Annotated in this window: 20 protein-coding genes and 2 other annotated features; of the genes, 10 read left to right on the plus strand and 10 right to left on the minus strand. The window is 36.2% G+C overall.

Features of this window, described 5'->3' with window-relative positions; all coding sequences use genetic code 11:
• Window positions 1–254 precede the first annotated feature (254 nt).
• Complete coding sequence (locus ACWNMZ_RS01030) at window positions 255–512, plus strand: TetR-like C-terminal domain-containing protein (RefSeq protein WP_353964064.1); 258 nt, start codon at window positions 255–257, stop codon at window positions 510–512.
• Between the two features lie 373 nt (window positions 513–885).
• On the opposite strand, the gene trhO is transcribed toward ACWNMZ_RS01030, so the two are convergent.
• From trhO to ACWNMZ_RS01050, 4 genes are all read right to left on the minus strand, one after another.
• Window positions 886–1,857 (minus strand): oxygen-dependent tRNA uridine(34) hydroxylase TrhO, encoded by a 972-nt coding sequence (trhO, locus tag ACWNMZ_RS01035; RefSeq protein WP_109767885.1) that lies wholly within the window; start codon window positions 1,855–1,857, stop codon window positions 886–888.
• Window positions 1,858–2,203: 346 nt separating this feature from the next.
• On the minus strand, window positions 2,204–2,449 hold the full coding sequence (locus ACWNMZ_RS01040) for a hypothetical protein (RefSeq protein ID WP_109767884.1): 246 nt from the start codon (window positions 2,447–2,449) through the stop codon (window positions 2,204–2,206).
• Between the two features lie 13 nt (window positions 2,450–2,462).
• A complete protein-coding gene (locus ACWNMZ_RS01045) occupies window positions 2,463–3,809 on the minus strand; it encodes a PTS sugar transporter subunit IIC (RefSeq protein ID WP_235248489.1) in 1,347 nt (448 codons plus the stop codon).
• A gap of 90 nt (window positions 3,810–3,899) precedes the next feature.
• Entirely contained in the window at window positions 3,900–4,202 is a 303-nt protein-coding gene (locus tag ACWNMZ_RS01050; protein WP_109768645.1) for a PTS sugar transporter subunit IIB, read from the minus strand.
• A 204-nt stretch (window positions 4,203–4,406) separates the two neighbouring features.
• On the opposite strand from ACWNMZ_RS01050, the gene ACWNMZ_RS01055 reads away from it, so the two are divergent.
• Complete coding sequence (locus ACWNMZ_RS01055; RefSeq protein WP_109768646.1) at window positions 4,407–5,156, plus strand: MurR/RpiR family transcriptional regulator; 750 nt, start codon at window positions 4,407–4,409, stop codon at window positions 5,154–5,156.
• 166 nt (window positions 5,157–5,322) lie between these two features.
• Here the strand turns inward: ACWNMZ_RS01055 and ACWNMZ_RS01060 are convergent, their stop codons facing one another.
• Window positions 5,323–6,312: a DUF3231 family protein gene (locus ACWNMZ_RS01060; RefSeq protein WP_251627871.1), complete on the minus strand. Its 990-nt coding sequence runs from the start codon at window positions 6,310–6,312 to the stop codon at window positions 5,323–5,325.
• A 150-nt stretch (window positions 6,313–6,462) separates the two neighbouring features.
• On the opposite strand from ACWNMZ_RS01060, the gene ACWNMZ_RS01065 reads away from it, so the two are divergent.
• From ACWNMZ_RS01065 to ACWNMZ_RS01080, 4 genes are all read left to right on the plus strand, one after another.
• Complete coding sequence (locus tag ACWNMZ_RS01065; protein WP_231512495.1) at window positions 6,463–7,272, plus strand: MurR/RpiR family transcriptional regulator; 810 nt, start codon at window positions 6,463–6,465, stop codon at window positions 7,270–7,272.
• Between the two features lie 197 nt (window positions 7,273–7,469).
• Window positions 7,470–9,044 carry a PTS transporter subunit EIIC gene (locus tag ACWNMZ_RS01070; protein ID WP_031535071.1) on the plus strand — a complete coding sequence of 525 codons (1,575 nt, stop codon included), beginning with the start codon at window positions 7,470–7,472 and terminating at the stop codon, window positions 9,042–9,044.
• 1 nt (window position 9,045) lies between these two features.
• The gene (locus ACWNMZ_RS01075) at window positions 9,046–10,401 is read left to right on the plus strand and encodes a 6-phospho-alpha-glucosidase (protein ID WP_031535073.1); all 1,356 of its coding nucleotides are present in this window, start codon (window positions 9,046–9,048) and stop codon (window positions 10,399–10,401) included.
• Between the two features lie 679 nt (window positions 10,402–11,080).
• A complete protein-coding gene (locus ACWNMZ_RS01080; protein WP_251627873.1) occupies window positions 11,081–12,169 on the plus strand; it encodes a helix-turn-helix domain-containing protein in 1,089 nt (362 codons plus the stop codon).
• A 9-nt stretch (window positions 12,170–12,178) separates the two neighbouring features.
• On the opposite strand, the gene ACWNMZ_RS01085 is transcribed toward ACWNMZ_RS01080, so the two are convergent.
• On the minus strand, window positions 12,179–12,313 hold the full coding sequence (locus tag ACWNMZ_RS01085) for a hypothetical protein (RefSeq protein ID WP_285846418.1): 135 nt from the start codon (window positions 12,311–12,313) through the stop codon (window positions 12,179–12,181).
• The gene (locus ACWNMZ_RS01090; RefSeq protein ID WP_109768687.1) at window positions 12,313–12,852 is read right to left on the minus strand and encodes a recombinase family protein; all 540 of its coding nucleotides are present in this window, start codon (window positions 12,850–12,852) and stop codon (window positions 12,313–12,315) included. Before ACWNMZ_RS01090 ends, ACWNMZ_RS01085 begins: the two co-directional genes overlap by 1 nt.
• A 144-nt stretch (window positions 12,853–12,996) precedes the next feature.
• Here ACWNMZ_RS01090 and ACWNMZ_RS01095 point away from each other — a divergent pair, with 144 nt between their 5' ends.
• Together ACWNMZ_RS01095 and ACWNMZ_RS01100 are read left to right on the plus strand one after the other, a co-directional pair.
• Window positions 12,997–14,460: a SulP family inorganic anion transporter gene (locus tag ACWNMZ_RS01095; protein WP_109768649.1), complete on the plus strand. Its 1,464-nt coding sequence runs from the start codon at window positions 12,997–12,999 to the stop codon at window positions 14,458–14,460.
• 19 nt (window positions 14,461–14,479) lie between these two features.
• Window positions 14,480–14,899 carry a universal stress protein gene (locus ACWNMZ_RS01100; RefSeq protein ID WP_031535082.1) on the plus strand — a complete coding sequence of 140 codons (420 nt, stop codon included), beginning with the start codon at window positions 14,480–14,482 and terminating at the stop codon, window positions 14,897–14,899.
• Window positions 14,900–14,963: 64 nt separating this feature from the next.
• On the opposite strand, the gene ACWNMZ_RS01105 is transcribed toward ACWNMZ_RS01100, so the two are convergent.
• Window positions 14,964–15,848 (minus strand): SMP-30/gluconolactonase/LRE family protein, encoded by an 885-nt coding sequence (locus ACWNMZ_RS01105; protein WP_031535084.1) that lies wholly within the window; start codon window positions 15,846–15,848, stop codon window positions 14,964–14,966.
• Window positions 15,849–16,120: 272 nt separating this feature from the next.
• The gene (gene aspS, locus ACWNMZ_RS01110; protein ID WP_031535086.1) at window positions 16,121–17,416 is read right to left on the minus strand and encodes an aspartate--tRNA(Asn) ligase; all 1,296 of its coding nucleotides are present in this window, start codon (window positions 17,414–17,416) and stop codon (window positions 16,121–16,123) included.
• A gap of 163 nt (window positions 17,417–17,579) precedes the next feature.
• Window positions 17,580–17,794, minus strand: a binding site (T-box leader).
• A gap of 140 nt (window positions 17,795–17,934) precedes the next feature.
• On the opposite strand from aspS, the gene shc reads away from it, so the two are divergent.
• On the plus strand, window positions 17,935–19,827 hold the full coding sequence (gene shc, locus ACWNMZ_RS01115; protein ID WP_251627875.1) for a squalene--hopene cyclase: 1,893 nt from the start codon (window positions 17,935–17,937) through the stop codon (window positions 19,825–19,827).
• A gap of 69 nt (window positions 19,828–19,896) precedes the next feature.
• Here the strand turns inward: shc and ACWNMZ_RS01120 are convergent, their stop codons facing one another.
• On the minus strand, window positions 19,897–20,325 hold the full coding sequence (locus ACWNMZ_RS01120; RefSeq protein WP_031535088.1) for a DUF2871 domain-containing protein: 429 nt from the start codon (window positions 20,323–20,325) through the stop codon (window positions 19,897–19,899).
• 187 nt (window positions 20,326–20,512) lie between these two features.
• Window positions 20,513–20,761 (plus strand) — a binding site (T-box leader).
• 79 nt (window positions 20,762–20,840) lie between these two features.
• Between ACWNMZ_RS01120 and ileS the strand changes: the two genes are divergently transcribed.
• Window positions 20,841–23,933, plus strand: coding sequence for an isoleucine--tRNA ligase (ileS, locus tag ACWNMZ_RS01125; protein WP_251627878.1), 3,093 nt, complete (start codon window positions 20,841–20,843; stop codon window positions 23,931–23,933).
• Window positions 23,934–24,020 lie beyond the last annotated feature (87 nt).

The following is a 24,020-nucleotide window of genomic DNA, read 5'->3' on the forward strand; positions in this document are numbered from 1 at the left end:
GTGGGGAGAAGATCTGAAAGTTTGCTAGGCGGTATTCGCTGGAGCTAGACAATAAGATAAGCGGAGAGCACCCGGTTAGGGGCGTGTAGGCTTCAGAAAATTTCTACTTTCTTAACAGTTAATAAAAATATTTTAGTAAGAAGTCCAGCCTTCATCAGCTGCGATGTTCCTGCTGATTTAATTTGCGCTTATCACTTTCTATATGTACATCTAGAAACCTTTAATGTCTCCAATTAACAGCAAAATCAATTAAAATATTTGAACATGTACAAAGACATGCCTTGTTTTATAAGCTAGTTTTTTCTTCTGACTTCCTATATGATCACCAACAGCATATTTATCAGACTTTAAAGAATGTGAATAAAGAAGATTTTGAGTATGCACTAGTAGATTCACACATCAACCGAAATCTTCCTATCAGTTATCAGGCTAATGCAATTGTCGGGATGATTAGGGAGTGGTTCAAGGGGGATTTTGGTATCCTTGTGAATATATGGCGGAACAATTATTAGCATTTATTCATAGTAACCAGTCACCCCCATCAAAAATCAAGATATTAAACTAATTTCATTAGATTTGACACCAAAGAAGGCTGATATCGCGCAAATAAAAGGGATATCAGCCTAAGTTTTGGCTTTTATTATCCAAAACTATTGCATTATCAGCATAAGTTTCGTTTTTTCAGTCAATGTTTCATTTTATCAGCCAAATCTTCTCCTTTATCAGCCATTGTTTCATTTTATCAGCCAAATCTTCTCCTTTATCAGCCATTGTTTCATTTTATCAGCCAAAACTCCTCCTTTATCAGCCATTGTTTCGTTTTATCAGCCAAATCAATCCCAAATAACAAAAAGGCCGTCCATTAAGGACAGCCCCTATTATTTATTACATTACTTTACTTTCTTCTTCCCATTGAGCAATTTCTTTTACTCTTGCTTCCACTTGTTCTGGAGTAAGACCATGATGTTTAACATAGAAGTTTCTTGGATGCGTACGGCACTCGTGGCTACAGCTTCTCATATACTTCTCTTCATTTTCTTCACTGCAAAGCATTTTGCGGTTACACTCTGGGTTTGCACAGTTTACATATCTCTCGCATGGCTCACCAGTAAAGAAGTCACGTCCAACGATAACATGCTCTTTTTGATTGACTGGCACACTGATTCTTTGGTCGAACACATAGCATTGACCATCCCAAAGCTCGCCTTGTACTTCTGGATCTTTACCGTAAGTCACAATTCCACCATCTAATTGACTTACATCTTCAAAGCCCTCTTTCATTAACCAGCCAGAGAACTTCTCACATCTTACTCCACCAGTACAGTAAGTAAGAATTTTCTTACCTTCTAGCATCTCTTTATTTTCTTTAATCCATTGTGGCAGTTCTCTAAATGTTTCAATCTCCGGCTTAATAGCACCTCTAAAATGACCAAGATCATATTCATAATCGTTACGAGCATCAATTACGATTGTATTTGAATCTTGCATTTGCTCATAGAATTCTGTTGGTTTTAAGTGCTTACCAGTTAATTCAAGTGGATCTACATCATCTTCTAAGCTTAAGTTCACTAATTCTTTTTTATGGCGAACATGCATTTTCTTAAAAGCATGTCCATCCACTTCATCAATTTTAAAGATAGTATCACTAAAGCGAGGATCCTGTCTCATCGCTTCCATATACTTATCTGTTTGCTCTACCGTACCAGAAACTGTTCCATTAATCCCTTCATGGGAAATAAGAATACGACCTAATAATCCAAGCTCTTTACAAAAAGCTAAATGCTCTTGTGTTAACTCTTCCGGATTTTCAATCGGTACATATTTATAATAAAGTAATACTCGATATTCACTCATTATTTCAACACCCTATTCCTTCTAAAATTATCTATAATAACTATACACCAATTGTGCTAATAGTAAAAACCAATCGCTTCTTTATAAAATCGCAAACAAACAGAAAGAGACTTCACCCATTGAAATCTCCCCCTGCTTAAAATTAAAGTTAAAATAATTATAATGTAATACGAGATAAAAAGAAAGATGCAGATTTTACCTAGTATATATTCCATTCGATATTTATCCTATACATTCTAGCATAAAAATATAATTCCTGCCTATCTAGAAATGGAAAAAACAATCCCCTTCCATCAAAAAAGGTACCCACTAAATGAGTACCTCGGACACCACTATCATTTCCAGTATATTACTCTCCCCCTTCTATCACTATCGTTTGAAAATGCAACGCACAGCCATATTTAGATTGTTGAAAAATTTTCTCTAAGTAAGATTGTACTTCCGTTACATTTAACGCTGATTCTACCTGAATATTTGCCTTTATTTTATTTAGAATCTCTACATCTGTTTGAACTTTAGCATCCTGATAATTTTCAAAAAAAGCTCGGACATAGTTTATTTGTCCACATAGGAACTGGATAGTATAGTGATTCATACTTCCTCACTCTTTAAGCCGAGACATCCGAATCACTTTTTTGTCCTCCATAACTTACTGCATTGGCTTTATTTGCTGCGATGACAAATGGCAAATACACAAGAGTAGAGACGGCTAGACACACAAATCCAAGCAATAACGCGATATAGTTTCCGCCTGTGCCCAGGAAGGCAATTAGTGGTCCTGGCGTAGTCCACGGCACAGAATAGGCAATTGGCGGAATTAATCCAGATACAATGGCAACATATCCGATAATAATATTAATGGCAGGGACAAGAATAAACGGCACGATTAAAATCGGATTCAATACTACTGGCAAACCAAAAATAACTGGTTCATTAATATTAAATATTCCTGGCGCAATCGATAATTTACCAATATCTCTGTAATCCTGTCTTTTCGCAACAATAAAGATAGCAATTAGTAGTCCAAGTGTCATTCCAGAGCCGCCATAGTTCGCAAAAGCATCATTAATCGCCCAAGTTACTGGATATGGAGCTCCCCAAGCAGTCCCATGCTCCGCAACAAAGTTAAGGTTTTCTAAATTCGCCTCTGCAAACATTGCTTCACGAATAGCAGCAATCGTGTTGGGACCATGAATACCGAATACCCATAAAAGGTTGGAAACAATCGCTAATATAACAAGAGAAACGATATTTGTACCTAGACTTTTTAATGGTGTCTGAATTGCGGCATAAATAAATCCGTGCAGGCCATCTGGATAAATAGCATTTATTAAAGCGTTTACAATAGCGAACAAAACAGTAATAATAATAATTGGGAATAACACCTTAAAAGAACGAGAAACAGCTGGAGGAACAGAATCAGGCATATTAATTTGAAGCCTTTTCGATTTAGATAATTTACTGAAAAGTTCTCCAACTAACAACCCTACAATTAATGCAACAAATAATCCTTGTGCACCGACCCATTGAGTCGTTAAGAAATTTGCCCCATCTACATTTGTATATGGTGGGTATATAATAAAAAATACAGAAAGACCAGTAAGTCCACTTAATAATTCATCTGCTTTGAGAGAGATCGCCATATTTCTGGCAACGAGGAAGACAATAAACATGGATAAAATATTAACTGATCCATTTAGAACCGGCGAGAAAACAGATTGTAAATCTGCTAAATTCGGAAATAATTTATGCAAAAATAAGATTTTAGCTATAAAGCCATCTGGAGCTAAAACGGCAAAATTTAGTAAGACAATTAATGAACCTGCAAGTGTAATAGGAAAAGATAGAATAAATGCATCACGGATTGCAACTATATGCCTTTGTGAGTTTAATTTTGCTGCAACTGGCACTAATGTTTTCTCCGCAAACTTCTCAAAAGCGGCCATAAAACCCATTGTAAAACTCCCCCCAAATAAATGTCATTATATTCACAGTTAGAAACTGTTTTATTTTGCAGGCATATCTAGTTGCAAATTGCATATCCATTAAGCTATTAATTCTAACGCCCTTTCTAATACTGCCTTTCCATTCATCGTGCCATATGCTCTCATATCGATTACTTCCACTGGTACTCTTCCAGCTATAATCTCTTCTACCTGTGGTTTTTGGTAACGAACCTGTGGTCCTAATAAAACGACATCTACTTCATGAGCAACTTTTTGACATTCTGACACTGGCAACGCGAAAATTTCTAGCTCTACCCCTTTCTCCTTTGCCGCATCATTCATTTTATTTACCAATAAGCTAGTGGACATTCCTGCTGCACATACTAATAGCAATTTCTTCATTTTATTCCCTCCCTATTTTTCATAACCAAAACATCATATTCCGCCTTCCTTCTAAATTGTATACGCTTTCAAATATAATACAATAAAAAATAAACACTTAGTATCTTTTTTCTTCAGTAGGAATTTGTTACATTTTAGTCACAACCTGTTTTATACTAAATGGTGAATATAGGAAAACTATCTTTTAGAGTAGGAGGGAAAAATTTGTTCACAAATGAAATGATCCAATCCTTTAATGATTTGGAAATGCTACTCTATAACTATGTTACAAAAAATATTGAAAAGGTTATTTACATGCGCATTAGAGAATTATCTGACGAAACACACGTCTCCACTTCTAGTATTTTAAGGTTTTGCCGAAAACTAAACTGTGATGGTTTTTCCGAGTTTAAGATTAAATTAAAATTATATTTAGATAGAAATGAACAAGAAAACTTAAAATCAACAAAATACTATCTTTCTGAGTTTTTGGAACGGACAATGAAAGGGAACTTCGAAACGTACATACACGAAACAGCTGAAATGGTAATCAAATCAAATAAAGTTATTTTCGTAGGAACAGGCAGTTCTGGAATTTTAGCAGAGTATGGAGCAAGATACTTTTCCAGCTTAGGAAAATTTTCTACTTTTATTAAAGACCCCTTTTATCCGATTAACAGTAAAGAATTAAAAAACAGTACAGCCATTATCTTATCTGTTTCTGGTGAAACGGATCATACACTGCATCTTGCAAATCAATTAAAATTAGAAGGCTGCAACATCATCAGTATCACCAATAGCAAAAACTGCCAATTAGCAAAAATTTCCGATATCAACATTGCCTATTATGTTACAGAAGTTTATATAGGAGAATCGAATATTACATCCCAATTACCGGTAATGTATATACTAGAGGAAAGCGCTCACACTGTAAAAAAGAACAGTAAAAAAAATACTACAGAACTGGAGGCATAAGATTAGAGGATTGACCAAAACAGCTTAAGATAGACCCAAACAATTATACGCAATGCCGACAAAAGATTCATATAATTGTTTGGGCTTTTTTTAAAGTATTCCAGGAAGTTTGTCGCTATTACTACCTACGTCCCATAACATACACTTCTCTTTCCATAGGGAAAGTTTATATTTGAATAGTTGGCGGTGGCTGTTCTAGCCAACTATTTTCAATCATCAAATCTTCCCCATCTTTTGCATATTGAGCTATTTCCATGGACAGTCTTTCATAATTGAGCAAAAGGTCACTTCTTTGACTAGCGCCTCCTGCTAATGCGTAGTTTCCAACTCCTGTAGCACTTAATAAGCTAATATGGAACATCATTAATTTATCTGAAAATGTACGTACCTTAGAATCAGTAACTCCTATATCCGATGAATTTGGACTTTGTATTCCTTCATCCACTAAAGCATCCATGAATAATTTTAAATGCTTTTGGGAAATATCCTTTCCTCTTAACATATATGCCCGTACATCTTTATTTGTGGTAGTTTGAGCAAAGGCTAATGTAATCTTCACTCCCAAATTGTTCGTCTGAGTATTCATAAAAAGATGGGAAACCTCTACGGCATTTAAGGGTCTTTTTTTATGGAACAAAGAGAAACCACTTAAGTATTTCTTGCTATCTATGTAGTCAATTTTCTTTGGAATGGAAGTATGCGGTGATCGAATTAACAGACCCTTCTTTTCTAATATTGAATTCGTTAAATGATAAAGCTTGGAAGTATTATGTAATCCATGGTGATAAAAAGCGCTGAGGTCTTCCCTTGTACTCATTGCAAGGAACCCTCCATAAGCCAATAAGCCTGCTTTCGCCATTTGATTAATATATGCTAGACAAAAGGTTTCTGTAAATAAGGCAGGAGCATTGGTATTAACATCTGTTTCTGTAAATCCATGAGGAATGGCGAAATCATCTTTTTGAAAAATCTTTATAAAACGCTTTTCTTGTTTTTGGGCAAACTGAAAAGAAAAACGAATCGCATTAGAGATTTCTCGATCCTTTACATGCTGAAGCATATGCGTTAGAACCTGCTTTGACATACAATTATTCATATAAGATGTCCACAGGGAAGCTATTTCTGAGGATGTTAGCTTTATATTTGATTGAGACACGAAGTAAAACCTCCAGAATTTACATTGTGTTTAGTAGTATTGGCATCCTTTTTTAAATTATGCTTACCACAGCAAAAAAGTAAAACATAATACCCTATATATTCATTATAATAAGAGATACATATAGGCCGAAAATACGAACAAGGAATGATGAGAGGTTTGAAAAATATAGATATGCTGTTTCTTGATTATGCAAATGATAAAAACTTAACAGAAGCAGAGAAAGAGATCACCTATTTCCTTATCCAGAAGAAATTAGCAGGAGAAACATTAAGCATTCGAGCAGCTGCAAATGATCTATTTGTATCCACAGCAACCATTATCCGCCTCTGTAAAAAACTTGGTTTTAGTGGCTATAGTGAATTTATTTACAACCTAAATTTAAAAGTAACAAAAATGCTTGATCAAGAAGTAGAATATGTAGATAGTATTCATCAACCATTGATAGATGCTGTTTCTTCCTTTAAGCAAAATTATAAACAAACAATCGATTCCCTTGATGAAACAAGCATCGAACTATTTCTTGCGCAAATTAATGAAAATAAAATGATTTACTTTTATGGTGCAGGCTTTTCTACGCTTTTTTCTAGCTATTTTGCAAAAAAACTAGAGCTCTTTGGTTATTATGTTTCCAATTCAACAACAAGCGACAGTAGAGCGATTTTTCTCAATAATATTCAAAAATACAAATTGCTCATTGCTTTTTCTCGCTCAGGTGAAACAGCTAAAGTACTAGAGAAAGTGCAAATCGCAAAGGATAAAGGCGTAAAAACAATCCTTTTTACCGGAAACAATAAAAGCTCTACCGCCAAAATTGCTGATATTGTCTTTACCGTCCTCGATCCTACCATTGAGTCTCAACAAGAATTCGAAGTTACCTCTTTTGAATCCAATATGTTTATGCTCATTGATTTACTTTTAATCGTAGCGATTAAAAGAGGGATTGTTAAAGAATATTAATACTTTTTTTATATACACTGTTGAAAGAGGATGCTATCGAACATCCTCTTTCTTTCACTTAAGCCTTGTAACATGTTACAGGATTGAAAGACATTGTACACAATCCTTGCAAACCCTTTCAAATTTACCTGTTCAATTATATACTTTGGTTATTAAAAAGATATGACAACGCTTACCAACAAAGGGAGGTTTTATAGATGAAAAAGGTAGTAAATGGTCTTCAGCTCTTCGGAAAATCTTTATTTGCACCAATTCTCATTCTACCGATTATCGGTCTATTTATCGCATTTGGAAATGTTTTCGGAAACGGAAACTTAGCACAATATATTCCGATTTTAGAAAATCCATTAATTCAAAATACAGGGAAATTTATATCTTCCTCCGCTGTATCGATTTTGCAAAACCTAGCTTTAATCTTCGCTGTCGGTATTCCGATTGGCTTAGCTAAAAAAGATAAAGGATATGCTGCCTTAACTGGCTTAGTTACCTTCGTTATTTTCATAAATGCAATGCATCAAATATTAAGTTTAACTGGTAGCTTAGTAGCACCAGAGCAAATGCAATTATCTGGTCAAGCAATGGTATTAAATGTTCAAGTATTGGAAATGGGTGTTTTTTCTGGAATTCTTCTAGGTGCTCTAGTTGGAATTTTGCACAATAAATACTGCGACACGGAATTCAAAGGTGTTATGGCTATATACTCAGGACATCGCTTTGTAGCTATTTTAGCCATTCCTAGTGCGATGATTTTAGGAGCACTTGCCGCAGAATTTTGGCCATTCGTACAAGATGGTATTACAGCTGTAGCCAGCGGCATTAAAAATTTAGGAGTAGTTGGATTACTTATTTATGGATTCTTAGAAAGAATTCTCATCCCAACTGGATTACATCACTTAGTGTATACTCCATTTCTTTACACAGAATTAGGTGGAGTTGCAAATATCGGAAATGAAATTATTTATGGCGCCCGAAATATCTATTTTGCCGAAATGGCAGACTCAAGCATTAAAGTATTAAGCAGTACAGTGAACTGGGATGCTCGCGGTTTAAGCAAAATGTTTGGACTTATGGGAGCAGCACTAGCAATGTATGTAACTGCAGATAAAAAGAAAAAAACAATCGCAAAAGCAATTCTTCTTCCTGCAGCCTTTACCTCCTTCTTACTAGGAGTAACAGAGCCTTTAGAATTTGCTTTCCTTTTCACCGCACCAATCTTGTTTGTCCTACATGCTGTTCTTTCTGGTGTGGGTATGATGCTCTTAAGTATCTTTCATGTACATGCAATTGGCGCAAATGGATTTATTGATTTCTTACTATATAATTTACCGCTTGGAACAACAAAGTCCAACTGGCCAATGTTTATCTTAGTAGGATTACTAATGGCAGTTATCTATTTTATCCTTTTCCGCTTCTTAATTCTTAAATTTAATTTAAAAACACCAGGTCGTGAAGAAGATATGATAGCAGCTGAAACAAATGAATTAGCTAATGCAGAGGCAGCTGTATCTGGTGGAACGACAAATGATTCGCCATCAGCTTTAGGGGCAACTATTGTCGATGCATTGGGCGGAAAAGCAAACATTGAAAATGTTGATAATTGCTATACAAGATTACGCCTAATTTTAAAAGATCCAAATGCAGTAGATGAACTGATATTAAAACAAACAGGATCCAAAGGAATTATCAAATCAGGAAATAATGTCCAAGTCGTATATGGTTTAAATGTTAAATCTGTTCGAGATCAAGTAGACCAACAATTAGGAGGAATTTAAGATGAAAACATATAAATTAGCAGTTGCAGGCGGGGGAAGCACATACACTCCAGGAATTATTCGTAGCTTAATGGACCGATTAGAAGATCTACCACTTTCTGAAATTCGCTTCTACGATATTGACGGAGAAAGACAGTCTAAAGTAGTCGTAGCTGCAAAGGCCGTCATTGAAGAATATACAGATAAAATTAAAGTCATTGATACAACAGATCCACAAACAGCCTTTGAAGATGTAGACTTTGTATTTGCCCAAATGAGAGTTGGAAAATATGCAATGCGTGAACTCGATGAGAAAATTCCCCTTTCCCATCATGTAGTTGGGCAAGAAACATGTGGACCTGGCGGATTGGCTTACGGACTGAGAACTATCTCTCCAATGATTGAGCTGATCGATTATGTAGAAAAATATGCTAAAGAAACAGCATGGATTGTAAACTACTCCAATCCAGCATCCATTGTGGCAGAAGGTGTTCGTAAGCTTCGACCAAATTCAAGAGTCTTAAACATTTGTGATATGCCTGTTGCAACAATGCGTAATATCGCAGCAATCCTCGGAGTAGAAAGAGAAGAATTAGATGTTGACTACTTTGGTTTAAATCACTTTGGCTGGTTTACAAGCATTAAAGTTGATGGGGTAGAAAGATTGCCAGAAATTCGTGAGCATGTATATAAACATGGATTACTAACAGAAGATGTTTCAAAAATTGACTATCGTCATGCAGATTCTTCCTGGATTAAAACCTTTAAGAATATTAAACTAATCATGGATCATTTTCCAGAATATCTGCCGAATCCATATTTACAATACTATCTGTTCCCAGATCATATTGTGGAAACTTCAAATAAGGAATACACTCGTGCGAACGAAGTAATGGATGGCCGTGAAAAAACATTGTTTGAAACAGTAGATAAATATGAAGAGACTGGTATTTTAGAAGATTCCTTTGCAGTTGGTGTACACGGAACATTTATTGTAGATGTAACAGTATCTCTTGCTCAAAACCTCGGAAAAAGATATTTAGTAATGGTAGAAAACAATGGAACAATTCCAAACTTGCCAAATGATGCGATGATTGAAGTGCCTGCGCTTATTACAAGTGATGGTCCTAAACCTGAATTTGTTGGAGACATTCCTTACTTCTACAAAGCAATGATTGACCAACAATTAGCATCGGAGAAAATTTTAGTGCAAGCCATTGTGGAAGGTTCTTATGAAAAAGCATTACAAGCATTCACATTAAATAAAACCTTACCTTCTGCTAAAGTAGCGAAAGCAGTTCTTGATGATTTAATTGAAGCAAATAAAGAATTCTGGCCAACATTAACAAAAGAATATAAAGAAGGCGTATTAGTGTAAGATTATAATAGGAGGCTGGGACATAAACATTTCAGTTAGCAACAAAGTCGAACAATTATGCGATTAACATGCATAATTGTTCGTTTTTCGTTTTAGAACAAGGTTTTAAAACAAAGTGAAATGGAGCGGAGGACGCTCGACTCCTACGGGAGATGCGAGAAAGTCCGAGACCCTGCAGGAGTGTGAGCTGTGAAGCGGCTCGGCGCTCGCCCCGGTGAGTCGTGCGGTAAGCCTCGGAAAACAAAAACCTACACTAAGTTAGAATGGTTTGCTAACTAATGATTCACCAGGTAATATACTTTTTCAGTGGCCTCGCAGTGAGGAGGCTCAGCTTCCTCCCCGGCGCATCGTGCGTCTGTAGAGCAATGGAACGACTTAGTTTTTACACTTAACTATATTTAAAAACATAGAGAACCCTCTTGAAAAAGTAGCTTTATTTTAGAGCTGAATTAGAGATTGTTCGTCTTTAAAGATTATGTATTTCGTTTTTTCCCAGTCTCTTTTTAATGTTCTAATGTTGTATTGCTTTTCACTAGAAACCCTCATGCAAAAACAATTCTACCACTAGTAGAATCACTATTTTTCAGCTATTCAACTAGCCGTTGATAGGCATGTTTTGGCAAGTATGCTAGTATCGAATTAGACAGTGCGCACTGGAAAAGTAGAGGAGATGACAAGTATGGTTGATTCACGAAAAATTGGGGCTTATATATCAAAATTGAGAAAAGAAAAAGATCTAACACAGGTTGAATTAGCAGATAAATTAAATATCAGTCACCAAGCGGTATCCAAATGGGAAAGAGGAGAATCCCTTCCTGATATTATGACCATTCCCATTATTGCGAATGAATTGGAGGTTTCTATTGATCTCTTAATGAACGCTGGAAATAAACAACCAAAACCTTCCAAGCAAATTGGGAAAATGGTTGAGCATTTATCGGCCGACCAACCCGAGGAAGTAGCGGATTTAATTAATTCAGGAGCTGCCGACGTAAAGGAGCTGATTGATATCGCCCCTCTTATTAAAACTAGTCAACTAAGTAAAGTATCTGAAAAAATGGATGCAACCGCTTGGGATTTAGACACAATTGTTCATCTAGCTCCTTTTCTGTCAACAGAAGCATTAGATGAAATCGTCATACAAGCAACAAAAGGAACTATTGATTGGAAGATTGTTCAACGAATTGCCCCTTTTTTATCTTCTAGCACCTTACACTCAATCGCCAATCAAGTCATTAGCGAATCGATTGAACCTATAGAATTAGTGCAGCTTGCACCCTTCTTAGATGAAGAATATATAGACAGCTTAATATGGAAAGTGCAAAATGGGCAATTAACTTGGCAGTTCATCACAAATATGGCTCCTTTTATTAGTGATACAGCTTTAAATAATCTTGTCTTGCAAGGAATAGACGACATGTTTAATGAGGAACATATAATTGGCTTGGCTCCCTTTTTAGAAGAAGATACGATTGAACACTTAGTTTCAATCGCATCAAGTAAGGGGGAATGGTCTTTCATACAAAAAATGGCTCCATTTATAGGAGAAGCTTCCTTTAATGAACTAGTGGATAAAGCAGTGAATGGAGAAATAGAATTAGAACAGCTAATGGAACTTGCTCCTTTTTTTGAAGAGGATGCTATTGATCAATTATTATCCAATATGGATGCTGATAGACTGTCTCCTCAATCACTAGCAAAGCTAGCTCCTTTTATGGAGAAAAATTCTTTAGGTAGAATCGTAAAACAGTTACTTAAGACAAGATAAATGCAGTATTTATCTTTCTAAAAAAAAAATCGTTTCTACTTCGACTTGGTCGTTCATTCCTCGGATGAACGACTTATTTCTTGCTTTCGTTCCTTTGATAAACTCTACTTCTGCCTTCCACTCTTTAAAAATGAAATCCCCCATTAATGCTCTAAATACCTATATAATGTAGATTTACTAATTCCTGTTTCTGCTTTTATTTCTTTTAATGTATATTTTTTAGACTGATACATCTCCATTGCTTTTTTTACATTTTCATCCGCTTTTCTCGGTCTTCCACTTGCTTTCCCATGCTGTCTCGCGTATTCCATGCCTTTTTTTGTTCTTTCCCGAATAATCTCATTCTGGAATTCAATTAAATGAGATAGCATTTCAGACAACGAATACTCCTTTTTTCTTTCTGTATCAATATCTTCCTTTATTGATTGTAAATAAGCACCTTTGTCTTCAAGTATTTCTAATAACTCCATCAGATGCCTACTCGAGTCTGCAATGGTAAATAACTGCGCTACAACAATTTTGTCTCCCTTTAATAGAGAGGCTATTACTTCCGATAGCTTTGATCTATTTTTTGCCGAATCATGTTCTTCTTGATACATTTGCTCACATATAGGTTTCAGTATTTTTAACTGCTGCTCGCAGCTAGTATCTGCAATGGTAGGTCGCATATAACCATATTTCATCTTAATTGCCTCCAACATTATCTCTTCTCATTATTATAGATAGAAATTCTCTCCTTGTAAAAACTATCCCAAAATATATTCCTTTTTGGGAAAAAACATGGTAGACTTCTTTGTATCAAGCAGAAAGATATTGAGGTGAATCATTTGATTGAAAAAATAAAAAAGGAATGGTTTTCAAATATCCGTGGGGATATTTTATCAGGAATGGTCGTTGCTCTTGCATTAATACCAGAGGCGATTGCATTTTCTATCATTGCCGGGGTAGATCCGATGATTGGATTGTATGCCTCCTTTACTATGGCTGTGGTTATTTCGTTTACAGGTGGAAGACCTGGTATGATTTCAGCAGCAACAGGAGCAATGGCATTATTAATGGGGCCATTAGTTAGAGATTACGGATTAGAATATTTATTTGCTGCTACAATCCTTACAGGGATAATTCAGATTATTTTCGGCGTATTAAAAATTGCGAAGCTCATGAAGTTTATCCCGAGAGCAGTGATGATTGGATTTGTTAATGCTTTAGCGATCTTAATTTTTATGGCTCAAGTGCCACATCTTATTAACGTCACAAACATTACTTATTTATTTGTAATCATCACGTTATTAATTGTGTATATCTTGCCGCGATTTTTAAAAGTCATTCCAGCACCACTAATTGCTATTATTATTTTAACCGTTGTTGCTATTTTTGGAAATGTAAATGTAGCTACTGTTGGTGATTTGGGAAAAATTACGCAATCATTGCCATCTTTCTTTATTCCAAATGTACCGTTTTCCTTTGAGACGTTAGCAATTATTTTCCCATATGCGCTAGCTTTATCAATTGTTGGTTTATTGGAATCCTTATTAACTGCTTCTATCGTTGATGATGCAACAGATACAGACAGCAATAAAAACAGAGAAGCAAGGGGACAGGGAATAGCTAATATTGTTACAGGATTTTTTGGCGGAATGGCTGGCTGTGCGATGATTGGTCAATCTGTTATCAATGTGAAATCAGGTGGGAGAGGAAGACTCTCTACATTTGTTGCAGGTGTTTTTCTTATGTTTTTGATAATGGTATTAGGAAGTCTTGTTGTACAAATTCCTATGCCAGTCCTAGTTGGCATCATGATTATGGTGTGTATCGGCACCTTTGACTGGTCTTCCTTCAAGTACTTAGTTACTGCTCCAAAAGGAGATGCAATCGTTATGCTCGTAACCGTGATAATTGTTGTCGCAACCGATAATTTATCCATAGGGGTAATTGCTGGAGTTATTTTAAGTGCTGTCTTATTTGCTGCGAAGATTTCCCATGTGAAGATGCATAAACAGGAAACATCGCAAGGCTACAACTATGCAGTGGAAGGACAACTATTTTTTGCTTCTGTTGATAGCTTTGTTCAAGCATTTGATACAACGATTAAAAACAAAGAAATTTCCATTGATTTTACTAATTCTCATGTATGGGATGATTCTGCAGTCGGTGCCATTGATAAAATTGCGTTAAAGCTGAAGGAAAATCAAAATACAGTTACCATTACTGGCTTAGATTCTGCAAGTAAAAAGATTGTAGATAAACTTGCTGTATTTCCCAAACAAAATGCGAAATTATCTGATCACTAACTCAAAAGGAGCGTAAATCATGTATTCTACTATTCTTTTAGCAATTGACGGTTCAAAAAACTCGTTAAGAGCAACAACAGAAGCAGTGAAATTAGCTTCCCTTCAGAAGAATGCTGTAATTACAGTTGTTCATGTCCTAGATATCACTCAATCGAAATATGATGTATTGCACGCTCAAGGGAAGGCTGATTTAGAACTTACTAGGCGGAAAAAATTCGTATCAATGGAAGAATACTTACAATCCAATAATATCGCTTATAATCTACTATTTCTTCATGGAGAGCCGGGTCCTACAATTGTCGAGTATGCAAATCAAAATAGCTTTGACTTACTTGTCATTGGCAGTCGCGGATTAAATTCCTTGCAAGAAATGGTATTGGGAAGTGTTAGTCATAAAGTAATCAAACGAGTAAAATGTCCGGTTTTAGTTGTTAAATAAAAAAAGAGCTAATCAAATGATTATCCTGTTTGATTAGCTCTTTTTTATAGCCAATATCTACGAATTAGTTTTGATATAAATACGTTTTTACCCCTTGAATATGTAGCTTGATTTTATATAACCCTCCTGATTGTGGATACTTTTTTAATTCTTCATCATCCAAACCAGATCTCGCTGTCGTTATATATAACTCATTTAATTTTTCCCCTCCAAATGTACAAGAAGTCACATTCGGTACTGGCAAGCATATTTCACTTAATTTTTCCCCACTCTCTGGATTCCATCTAGACACTCTTCCTCCACCATAATGAGCAATCCATAGCATTCCTTCGCTATCAATTGTCATACCATCTGGGAATCCTTCTTCCTCTGAAAAATCAATAATCTGCTTTGCTTTTCCTAATTTTCCTGTTTCCAAATCATATTCATAACGTGTTACTGTTTGAGCAGGTGTATCAATATGGTATAAGTATTCATTATCACTAGTCCATGCCATGCCGTTCGAAATACTCAAATGACTTATTTTTTCCGTCCATTTTCCTTCATTATCAAGACAGTATAGTGCTGCATCTTTCGTCTTTCCATCTCTGCACATTGTACCTGCCCATAAACGACCATAAGCATCACATTTCCCATCATTAAAACGATTCTGTTTTAAATCTCGCTCTGGATCGCCAATAAACTTTAGTTGCTCTGTTTCTATATTTAAAAGATGAAAGCCATTATCTAATGTAACAATAAATTCTGTATCTTTTGTTATACAAGGGATAACAGCCGATACTTCACGTTCTAGTTGAACCTGTTTGTGCTCACCAGAAATATGGTTATACATATGTACTTTTTTTCCTTCAATATCTACCCAATATAAAATATTGTTTCTAAAATCCCAGCATGGTCCTTCTCCAAGCACAGCTTTTGCATCAAGTACTAATTCTAGATCCTCTATCATATGTTTCCCCCTCCAACTATGTATAATCTATCTCCTTGTCCTATACCTTTTCTAGATAGAAAAGAAACCCATATAATTAAAATTTTATAAAAATATGCTCCTTTTTATGTTTCAATCAATCAAATTCGGGATATTATAATAAAACTAGCTCCTTTCGTAAATGTAGCTCTGCTTTGGTTATGTTTTCTAGAAAACATTTTTCCAAATTAACCTACGAATTTACGAGTAAGGGGCTAGTTTTTATTTATGGGTACTAGACTTAAATAACCCTTTTATGGAATAAGCCTATCACAATCTCTCGGAAATGCGCTTGCTTCGCGAATATTACCAAGGTTTAGGAACTTCATTATAATCCGTTCTAAACCAATTCCAAATCCTCCATGCGGTGGAATAGCATATGCAAAAGAATCGATATATGCCTTAAATTCATTCGGATTTAGTCCCTTTTCTCTAAAAGAAGCTATTAGCTCTCCTTTACGATGAATCCTTTGCCCGCCAGAGGTAATTTCACTTCCTTTATATAAAAGGTCAAAAGAATCTGTCAGCTCAGGATTTTCCTTATTTGGCATGGTATACATCGGTCTTGTTGCTCTCGGATAGTTTGTTATAAACACAAAATCACTTCCATATTTATCCTTAACATAGTTTCCGATGCATTTTTCCCCTTCTGTATTTAAATCTCCTTCTGGAGAGTCCTTTTGATATGTCTCTTTTAATATAGCCTGTGCTTCTGCTAATGTCATTTTAGGGATTTCGTTCAACACTGGTATGTCGACCTGAAGAACGTCCAGCTGCTTCTGACAACGCTCCTTCACATATTGGAAAACATATTGAAGAACTCGCTTCTCCATCTCCATTACTTCCTCCACATTTTCAATGAATCCCATTTCTACATCTAACGAAATATATTCATTTAAATGTCTAGATGAATTATGCTCTTCCGCCCTATATACAGGGGCAATTTCAAACACCCTTTCAAAGCCCGCTCCTACCATCATTTGTTTATAAAATTGAGGGGATTGTGCTAAATAGGCACTTTTATCAAAATAGTTAAAGGTAAAAACATTTGCCCCGCCTTCTGCTCCTTGTGAAACTATTTTTGGAGTGAAAATTCTGGTAAACCCTTCTTGCATGAGAAAATCTGTAAAACCTTTCACGAACACGGATTGAATCGTAAATATTGCGTTTATTTGTTCATGTCTTAAGGATAGAACTCGATGATTCAGTAAATGATCTAAGCCGACATTCAGTTTTTTCTTATTAATTTCAAATGGCAATAAATCAGCTTCAGCTAGTACGAGGATTTCACTAACTTGAAGTTCCACTCCATTTGCTGTTTTATCTGTTTTTACAAGAATTCCGGTAACTTGAACAACACTCTCTGTCTCTATTTTCACCTGATTCTGCTCTTGCTCTAATACACATTGCAGCAACCCAGTGCGGTCTCTCAATAACAAGAAGCCTACTTTTCCTAGCTGGCGAATCTTTTTCACCCAGCCCTTTAAAACAACCTCTTTACCAATAAGCATATTACACTCAGAAATGAGCACCCTTTTTGAAGATTCCATATAACTGTTCCTCCTAAAGTTAGTAAAATTTTGATTCATATCGTTATCATCATCATCGTCCACGGCACTCACCTCCTTATTAGAAAAGCCCATCAGCCCCTGGGTGCCCAGGGCTAGACACTAAATATTCGTCTAAAAAAAACATAAAAAAATCCGCCCCTATAAAAGGGACGGATTATCCGCGGTACCACCCAAATTGTTTCATACAGAAACCACTTGTATCATAACGGTGATAACCGGTTACCTCTACTAGCATAATACGTTCAAAGTAACACTCACAGATGTCTTCTCCTAAGGCTTTTGCACAATCTTTTCAGCTACCGACTGCTCTCTTTCGAAAAAGGTTCTTAGGGTACTCCTTCTGATCAACATGTTCGCTCCATTAAATTATGTTCATTATAGACCTCTCTCCCCCTAATTTCAACTACTAAAAAAAGAAAATATAAATATTTCTGAATATGACTTTCCTTAAGAAGCATAAAGTTTACTAATACGATGTTACATTTGAGGTGATTATATTGAATACATTTCTCCACTCTGTTGAAAAAGAGCAACAAAAACGCATAAAAGAGCTTGTCGAGCTACAAAAGTCAGACGGTTCTTTTCATTTCCGGTTTCAAGGAAGCTTAATGACAGATGCTTTTTATATCATCACCATTCGAGCATTAAACATTCACACAGAAGAAGAAAACATCCACCTTTTAGCCAAAACACTGCGTAACGCCCAGCATAAAGAAGGCTATTGGAAAGCATATAGCGATGAACCAAACGGCCATCTCTCTGCTACCATAATTGCTTACACTGCCCTATTATATTCTGGCCTTTATGCAAAGGAAGACACACAAATGCAGAAAGCAAAAGCATTTATTTTAAAACACGGCGGCCTAGCGAAGGCTCATTTTATGATAAAATGGATGCTATCCGTGAATGGTCTCTACCCTTGGTCCCATATGATCTACATTCCAATGACATTTTTACTCTTGCCAACCTTTCAGCCTTTCAATTTCTACCAATTTAGTGCCTATGCTCGGATTCACTTCATTCCGATGTTAATAGCAGCCAATAAAAAATTCACAATCCAAACAAAAACCAAGCCACCGCTAGATGACCTATTTGTAAGAGATATAGCTCTTTATCCATCCTTTGATCACCTAGAAGAAGAGCGAAATCCCCTTACATTTCTTTGGAAAGAAATGAAACGAATCGGAAAGTTTCCAGCCTATCTTCATCACTTAGGCTTTCAATCTGCAGAAAAATACATGCTAGATCGATTAGAAGAGGATGGGACACTTTACAGTTATGCGAGTGCAACTTTCTTTATGATCTATGCATTACTTGCCCTTGGCTATAAAAAAAATTCTCCAGTAATTCAAAAAGCAATTGCTGGACTCACATCCCTTATCGATAAAAAAGGTAAGCAAAGTCACCTAGAGAACTCCACCAGCACGGTTTGGGACACAGGCTTAATCAGCTATACATTACAACAAGCTGGAATACCTACTGAATCTACTCCAATAATAAAAGCAACTAATTATTTGCTAGCAAAACAACATACAAAAAAAGGAGATTGGCAGGTTCATAACCCAAATTCGGAACCAGGAGGATGGGGCTTTTCTGATATTAATACGAATAATCCTGACAATGATGATACCTCTGCCGTTTTACGGGCCTTAACCGCAACCGCCTCATCAAACAAAACGGTTCATTACGCTTGGCAAAAAGGCACAAACTATTTATTATCCATGCAAAATAAAGATGGAGGGTGGGCAGCGTTCGAAAAGAATACCGATTGGGACATTCTCAAGATGGTTCCAATCGATAATGCAAAGGATGCTGCCGTGGATCCTTCTACCGCTGATTTAACTGGAAGAGTATTAGAATACTTTGGAAACTTTGCTCATCTTAACGACACACATCCTCATATAAAGCAGGCCGTCAGCTGGTTAATCAATAATCAGGAAAAAAACGGCTCTTGGTATGGCAGATGGGGTGTTTGTTATATTTACGGGACTTGGGCAGCACTTACAGGGTTAACAGCAGTTGGCATGAAACCAAATCACCCAGCAATCCAAAAAGCAATTGGTTGGCTGAAAAAAATCCAACACTCCAATGGAGGATGGGGAGAATCTTGTAGGAGCTGTGAAACTTCCATCTATGTTCCTCTACCATTTAGCACGGAATCACAAACAGCTTGGGCTGTTGATGCCTTAATTGCGGCAGGAGAAGGAGCAAGCAAAGAAGTGAAAAGGGGAATTCGTTACTTACTAGACGAAAAGAAAGAGGAACGCGCCATTACTTATCCTACAGGTATTGGGTTACCGAAACAATTCTACATTTATTATCATAGTTATAATAAGATTTTTCCTTTATTGGCTCTTTCCCATTATATAAACAAGGAGGCGCATAGTTGATCATGAATCTAGAATGTTTTTTCCGAAGCAAATTTATCATTCTTATAAACTTCGGAAAAACATTTTTTCCTATTTCGTTCGAATATTCTCGCTATGATTCTTTCTCAAAAGAAGGAAAAAAATCACTAAACCAATAGTTATAGAAATATGCCCTAATCCGGCAATTCCAGAGATGGCAGAATCTAAACCGCTGGATAAATCAAATTCAAGCACTTGCAGAGTTCCTCTTATCACCATTAATGTAATCGTTGATAGTAAACCAATATTATAAAAATAAAAGAACAAATCAAAATTTTTAAGTGTATGTATTTTCATCGTATAACAGAATAAATAGACGATTAGCATGATCATCATTCCTAAAGCAAACGAGTGAGTATGAACAACAGAGAGCTGCGTTTCCCCTGTGAAATCTCTCATTTTCGTAAACTCTCTATAGTAAACGCCACTAACTAAACCTAAAATTGTATAAAAGAAGGCTATATTCAATACTTTTTTCATCTCTCTACTTCCTTTCAAACCTAATAATCACTACCTACCATTCTAACAAAATACCAATCGGGATACTATGACAGTTTTGTGGCTAAAAAATCCTATTTATCCGGCTTTCCTCCTTTGCTTGATATAGGCAAATGTCCCTTGAAATTCTCCATTAAAAGTGCTATCCTATACAAAACATTCCAATTCATAGAAATCAATGAAGAGAAAAAGTACGTTTTGATATCCCTTTTAGCGAGCTGGGTATGGTGAAAGCCAGTAAGGTAACCGAAACGAAAAAATCATCTCTGAGATGCAAGGCTGAACAACTAGTAAGTCTTGACGGATTTCCACCGTTAAAAGGAACACGTATGATAGTACGTTGACTAAGCGCTGTTTGTTTTTTGTCAAACAGAATTTGGGTGGTAACGCGGGTTATGATAATACACTCGTCCCTTACTAAAGGGACGGGTGTTTTTTTTTTTCCTAAAAATATCTTTCTATACTGGAATGTTTATTAAATAGATGGAGGGATATAGATGGAAGTACAAAAAGAAACAGACAGAGCTCGTGAAAAAAGAATCCTGGCCTATTGGGAGGAAGAACAAATTTTTCCAAAGTCAATCGAACAGCGCAATAACAATGACACCTTTGTTTTTTACGAAGGACCACCAACTGCCAACGGCCTCCCACACGTCGGTCATGCACTTGGAAGAACCATCAAAGACATCATCGCAAGATTTCAAACAATGAACGGCAAACAAGTCATTCGTAAAGCAGGCTGGGATACACATGGACTTCCTGTTGAATTAGGGGTCGAAAAGGCGCTAGGTATTTCTGGAAAACAAGAAATTGAGAACTATGGCATTATTCCTTTTATTGAAAAATGTAAAGATAGTGTATTTTCCTATGAAAAACAATGGCGAACCTTTACAGAGGAATTAGGATATTGGGTTGATATGGATCATCCCTACATGACCATGAGTAATGAATACATCGAATCGGTTTGGAATATCCTTGGTACTATTCACGAAAAAGGCTGGTTATATAAAGGGCATCGCGTTTCACCATACTGCCCAAGCTGCCAAACCTCCTTGAGCTCACATGAGGTCGCACAAGGCTATAAAGATGTAAAAGACTTGAGTGCAACAGTTAAATTTAAGCTTGCCACAAAAGAAAACGAATATATACTCGGTTGGACAACGACTCCTTGGACATTGCCAGCAAATGTCGCCTTAGCGGTTCACAAAGATTTAGACTATGTTAGAGTAAAAGTAGGAGAGGAAATATTCATCGTTGCAAAAGATAGATTACAGCCGGTAATCGGCTTAGAAGGGGAAGTCCTTGAAACTTTGAAGGGATCAACATTAGTAGGACTTTCCTATACAGCACCATTTTCATACGTTCAAGTGGAAAAAGGGCACACCATTCATCATGGTAATTTCGTCACAAACGATAGCGGAACAGGAATTGTCCATATCGCTCCAGCGTACGGTGAGGATGACTATCGTCTTGTGCAGACAAACAATCTTTCTTTTGTCCATGTAGTGGATGAAAGGGGAAGGTACAAGGAAAGCATTACACCATTAGCCGGTTCCTTTGTAAAAGACGGGAAGGTTGATGTAGAGATAATCAAGCTACTCCATCAAAAAGGATTGTTATTCCATAAAGAGAAATATGAACATTCTTACCCGCATTGCTGGCGCTGCGACACACCGCTTTTGTATTATGCCACAGAAAGCTGGTTTATTAAAACAACTGCTGCAAAGGAAAGGTTGGTTGCCAAAAACCAAGAAGTAACTTGGTACCCTGAGCATATAAAGAATGGTCGATTTGGAAATTTCCTCGATGGTTTAGTTGATTGGAATATTAGTCGTAATCGATATTGGGGAACTCCCTTAAATGTTTGGCAATGCACATCCTGTCAAAAGGAGATTGCTCCCAAAAGCATTTCTGAGGTAAAAAACTATAACAAAACTCCGATTGATGATGTGGAATTGCACAAACCATATGTAGATGAACTTGTCTTTACTTGTCCATCCTGCAGTGGAGATATGTACCGGACACCTGAGGTAATTGATGTATGGTTCGATAGTGGCTCCATGCCCTTTGCCCAATATCATACCCCATTTGAAAATAGCGAACTGTTTCAAAAACAGTTTCCAGCAGATGTTGTTGTAGAAGGCATTGATCAAACAAGAGGATGGTTTTATTCTCTTTTAGCAGTTTCTGTCCTTTATTCGGGAGAAGTTCCCTATAAAAATGTTCTTGCCACAGGGCATGTATTAGATGAACTCGGACAAAAAATGTCCAAAAGTAAGGGGAATGCACTAAATCCGATTGAGCTTATCCAAACATATGGTGCAGACGCTCTGCGATGGGCGCTTGTTGCAGATAGCGCTCCATGGAACCAAAAAAGATTCTCAGAAAAAAATGTCCAAGAAGCAAAATCAAAAATGATTGATACATTCTTAAGTTTATTTCATTTCTACTCTTTATACGCAGAAATTGATCACTTTGATCCGAAATTGCCAAAGATCAAAAACATTCCTATCATGGACCGTTGGATTCTCTCTCGATTAACGACAACAACGGTTGTGGTAAAAAACGAGATGGAAAATTATCAGCTTACAAATGCAGCCAGAAAAATCGGGGAATTAATGGATGACGTGAGCAATTGGTATATTCGCAGAAATCGAGAACGATTTTGGATAGCAGGAATGCCAGAAGATAAAGTTTCTGCTTTTCAAACCCTTTATACAGTATTAATTCGTTTATCACAATTATTGGCTCCATTTATTCCTTTTACTTCTGAAAGCATTCATCTTGCTTTAACAGGGAAAAGTGTCCACTTAACTAGCTTTCCTTCTACTATTTCAAAATGGAGAGATAAGCAATTAGAGGAGCAAATGGAAAAAGTGAAAGAAGTGGTGGAGCTAGGGAGAAGCCTTCGTCACCGTTATCAAATAAAAACAAAACAACCGTTAGCAACTTTACTGATTGTGTCCGCAAACAATAACGAAGCTATCGAATTTTTACAGTTTGAGTCGATTATAAAAGATGAACTGAATGTGAAACACATCAACTGGGTAGATTCTGCCGATGATTACGTTCATTATTCCCTAAAGCTTGATTTTAAAAAGGCAGGACCTAAGTTAGGGAAAAACGTAAAGAGTGCAAAAGATATATTACAGAATGCTACAGAAGAACAAATAAATTTCTTTCTAAATAAAGGATATTTAACTGTTAAACTAGAAAGTAAAGAAAGCATTACCTTAACAGAAGAAGAAGTAATACTCCAAAGAAAGACGAATTTGCCTGGTTATGAAGAGGCCTCCAATAAACATTTCACCGTGATGCTCGATACTACTATATCGGAAGCATTAAAAAAGGAGGGAAATATCAGGGAACTCATTCGGTCTATTCAGGATTTGCGAAAAGATAAAAATCTGCCTATTGATAAAAAAATCGATTTATTTATTGATGGGTCTACCACTTTTATCAAAACAATGAAAGAATATGATTTTCTTATCCATAAAGGAGTTATTATTCATCAGCTTTTCTTTGAAAGAATAGAGAATATGAAAGAAATTCAAATAGACGGCGAAAATGTATACATTGGCATGAAATAACCATATCAAGGCTGTCTCAAAGCTAGGTGAAAACCTATTTGAGACACCTTTTTTCTTTTCATTAGAAGTTTTTCTAAAAGAAATTGG

The organism is Niallia sp. Marseille-Q9988, from assembly GCF_976954375.1.

Coding starts and splice junctions, on each gene's coding strand:
- ACWNMZ_RS01040 (WP_109767884.1), bottom strand. CDS start 2,449: ATGAATCACTATACTATCCAGTTCCTATGTGGACAAATAAACTATGTC.
- ACWNMZ_RS01045 (WP_235248489.1), bottom strand. CDS start 3,809: ATGGGTTTTATGGCCGCTTTTGAGAAGTTTGCGGAGAAAACATTAGTG.
- ACWNMZ_RS01050 (WP_109768645.1), bottom strand. CDS start 4,202: ATGAAGAAATTGCTATTAGTATGTGCAGCAGGAATGTCCACTAGCTTA.
- ACWNMZ_RS01065 (WP_231512495.1), top strand. CDS start 6,463: ATGAGAGGTTTGAAAAATATAGATATGCTGTTTCTTGATTATGCAAAT.
- ACWNMZ_RS01070 (WP_031535071.1), top strand. CDS start 7,470: ATGAAAAAGGTAGTAAATGGTCTTCAGCTCTTCGGAAAATCTTTATTT.
- ACWNMZ_RS01075 (WP_031535073.1), top strand. CDS start 9,046: ATGAAAACATATAAATTAGCAGTTGCAGGCGGGGGAAGCACATACACT.
- ACWNMZ_RS01080 (WP_251627873.1), top strand. CDS start 11,081: ATGGTTGATTCACGAAAAATTGGGGCTTATATATCAAAATTGAGAAAA.
- ACWNMZ_RS01085 (WP_285846418.1), bottom strand. CDS start 12,313: ATGGGGGATTTCATTTTTAAAGAGTGGAAGGCAGAAGTAGAGTTTATC.
- ACWNMZ_RS01090 (WP_109768687.1), bottom strand. CDS start 12,852: ATGAAATATGGTTATATGCGACCTACCATTGCAGATACTAGCTGCGAG.
- ACWNMZ_RS01100 (WP_031535082.1), top strand. CDS start 14,480: ATGTATTCTACTATTCTTTTAGCAATTGACGGTTCAAAAAACTCGTTA.
- ACWNMZ_RS01105 (WP_031535084.1), bottom strand. CDS start 15,848: ATGATAGAGGATCTAGAATTAGTACTTGATGCAAAAGCTGTGCTTGGA.
- aspS (WP_031535086.1), bottom strand. CDS start 17,416: ATGGAATCTTCAAAAAGGGTGCTCATTTCTGAGTGTAATATGCTTATT.
- ACWNMZ_RS01120 (WP_031535088.1), bottom strand. CDS start 20,325: ATGAAAAAAGTATTGAATATAGCCTTCTTTTATACAATTTTAGGTTTA.
- ileS (WP_251627878.1), top strand. CDS start 20,841: ATGGAAGTACAAAAAGAAACAGACAGAGCTCGTGAAAAAAGAATCCTG.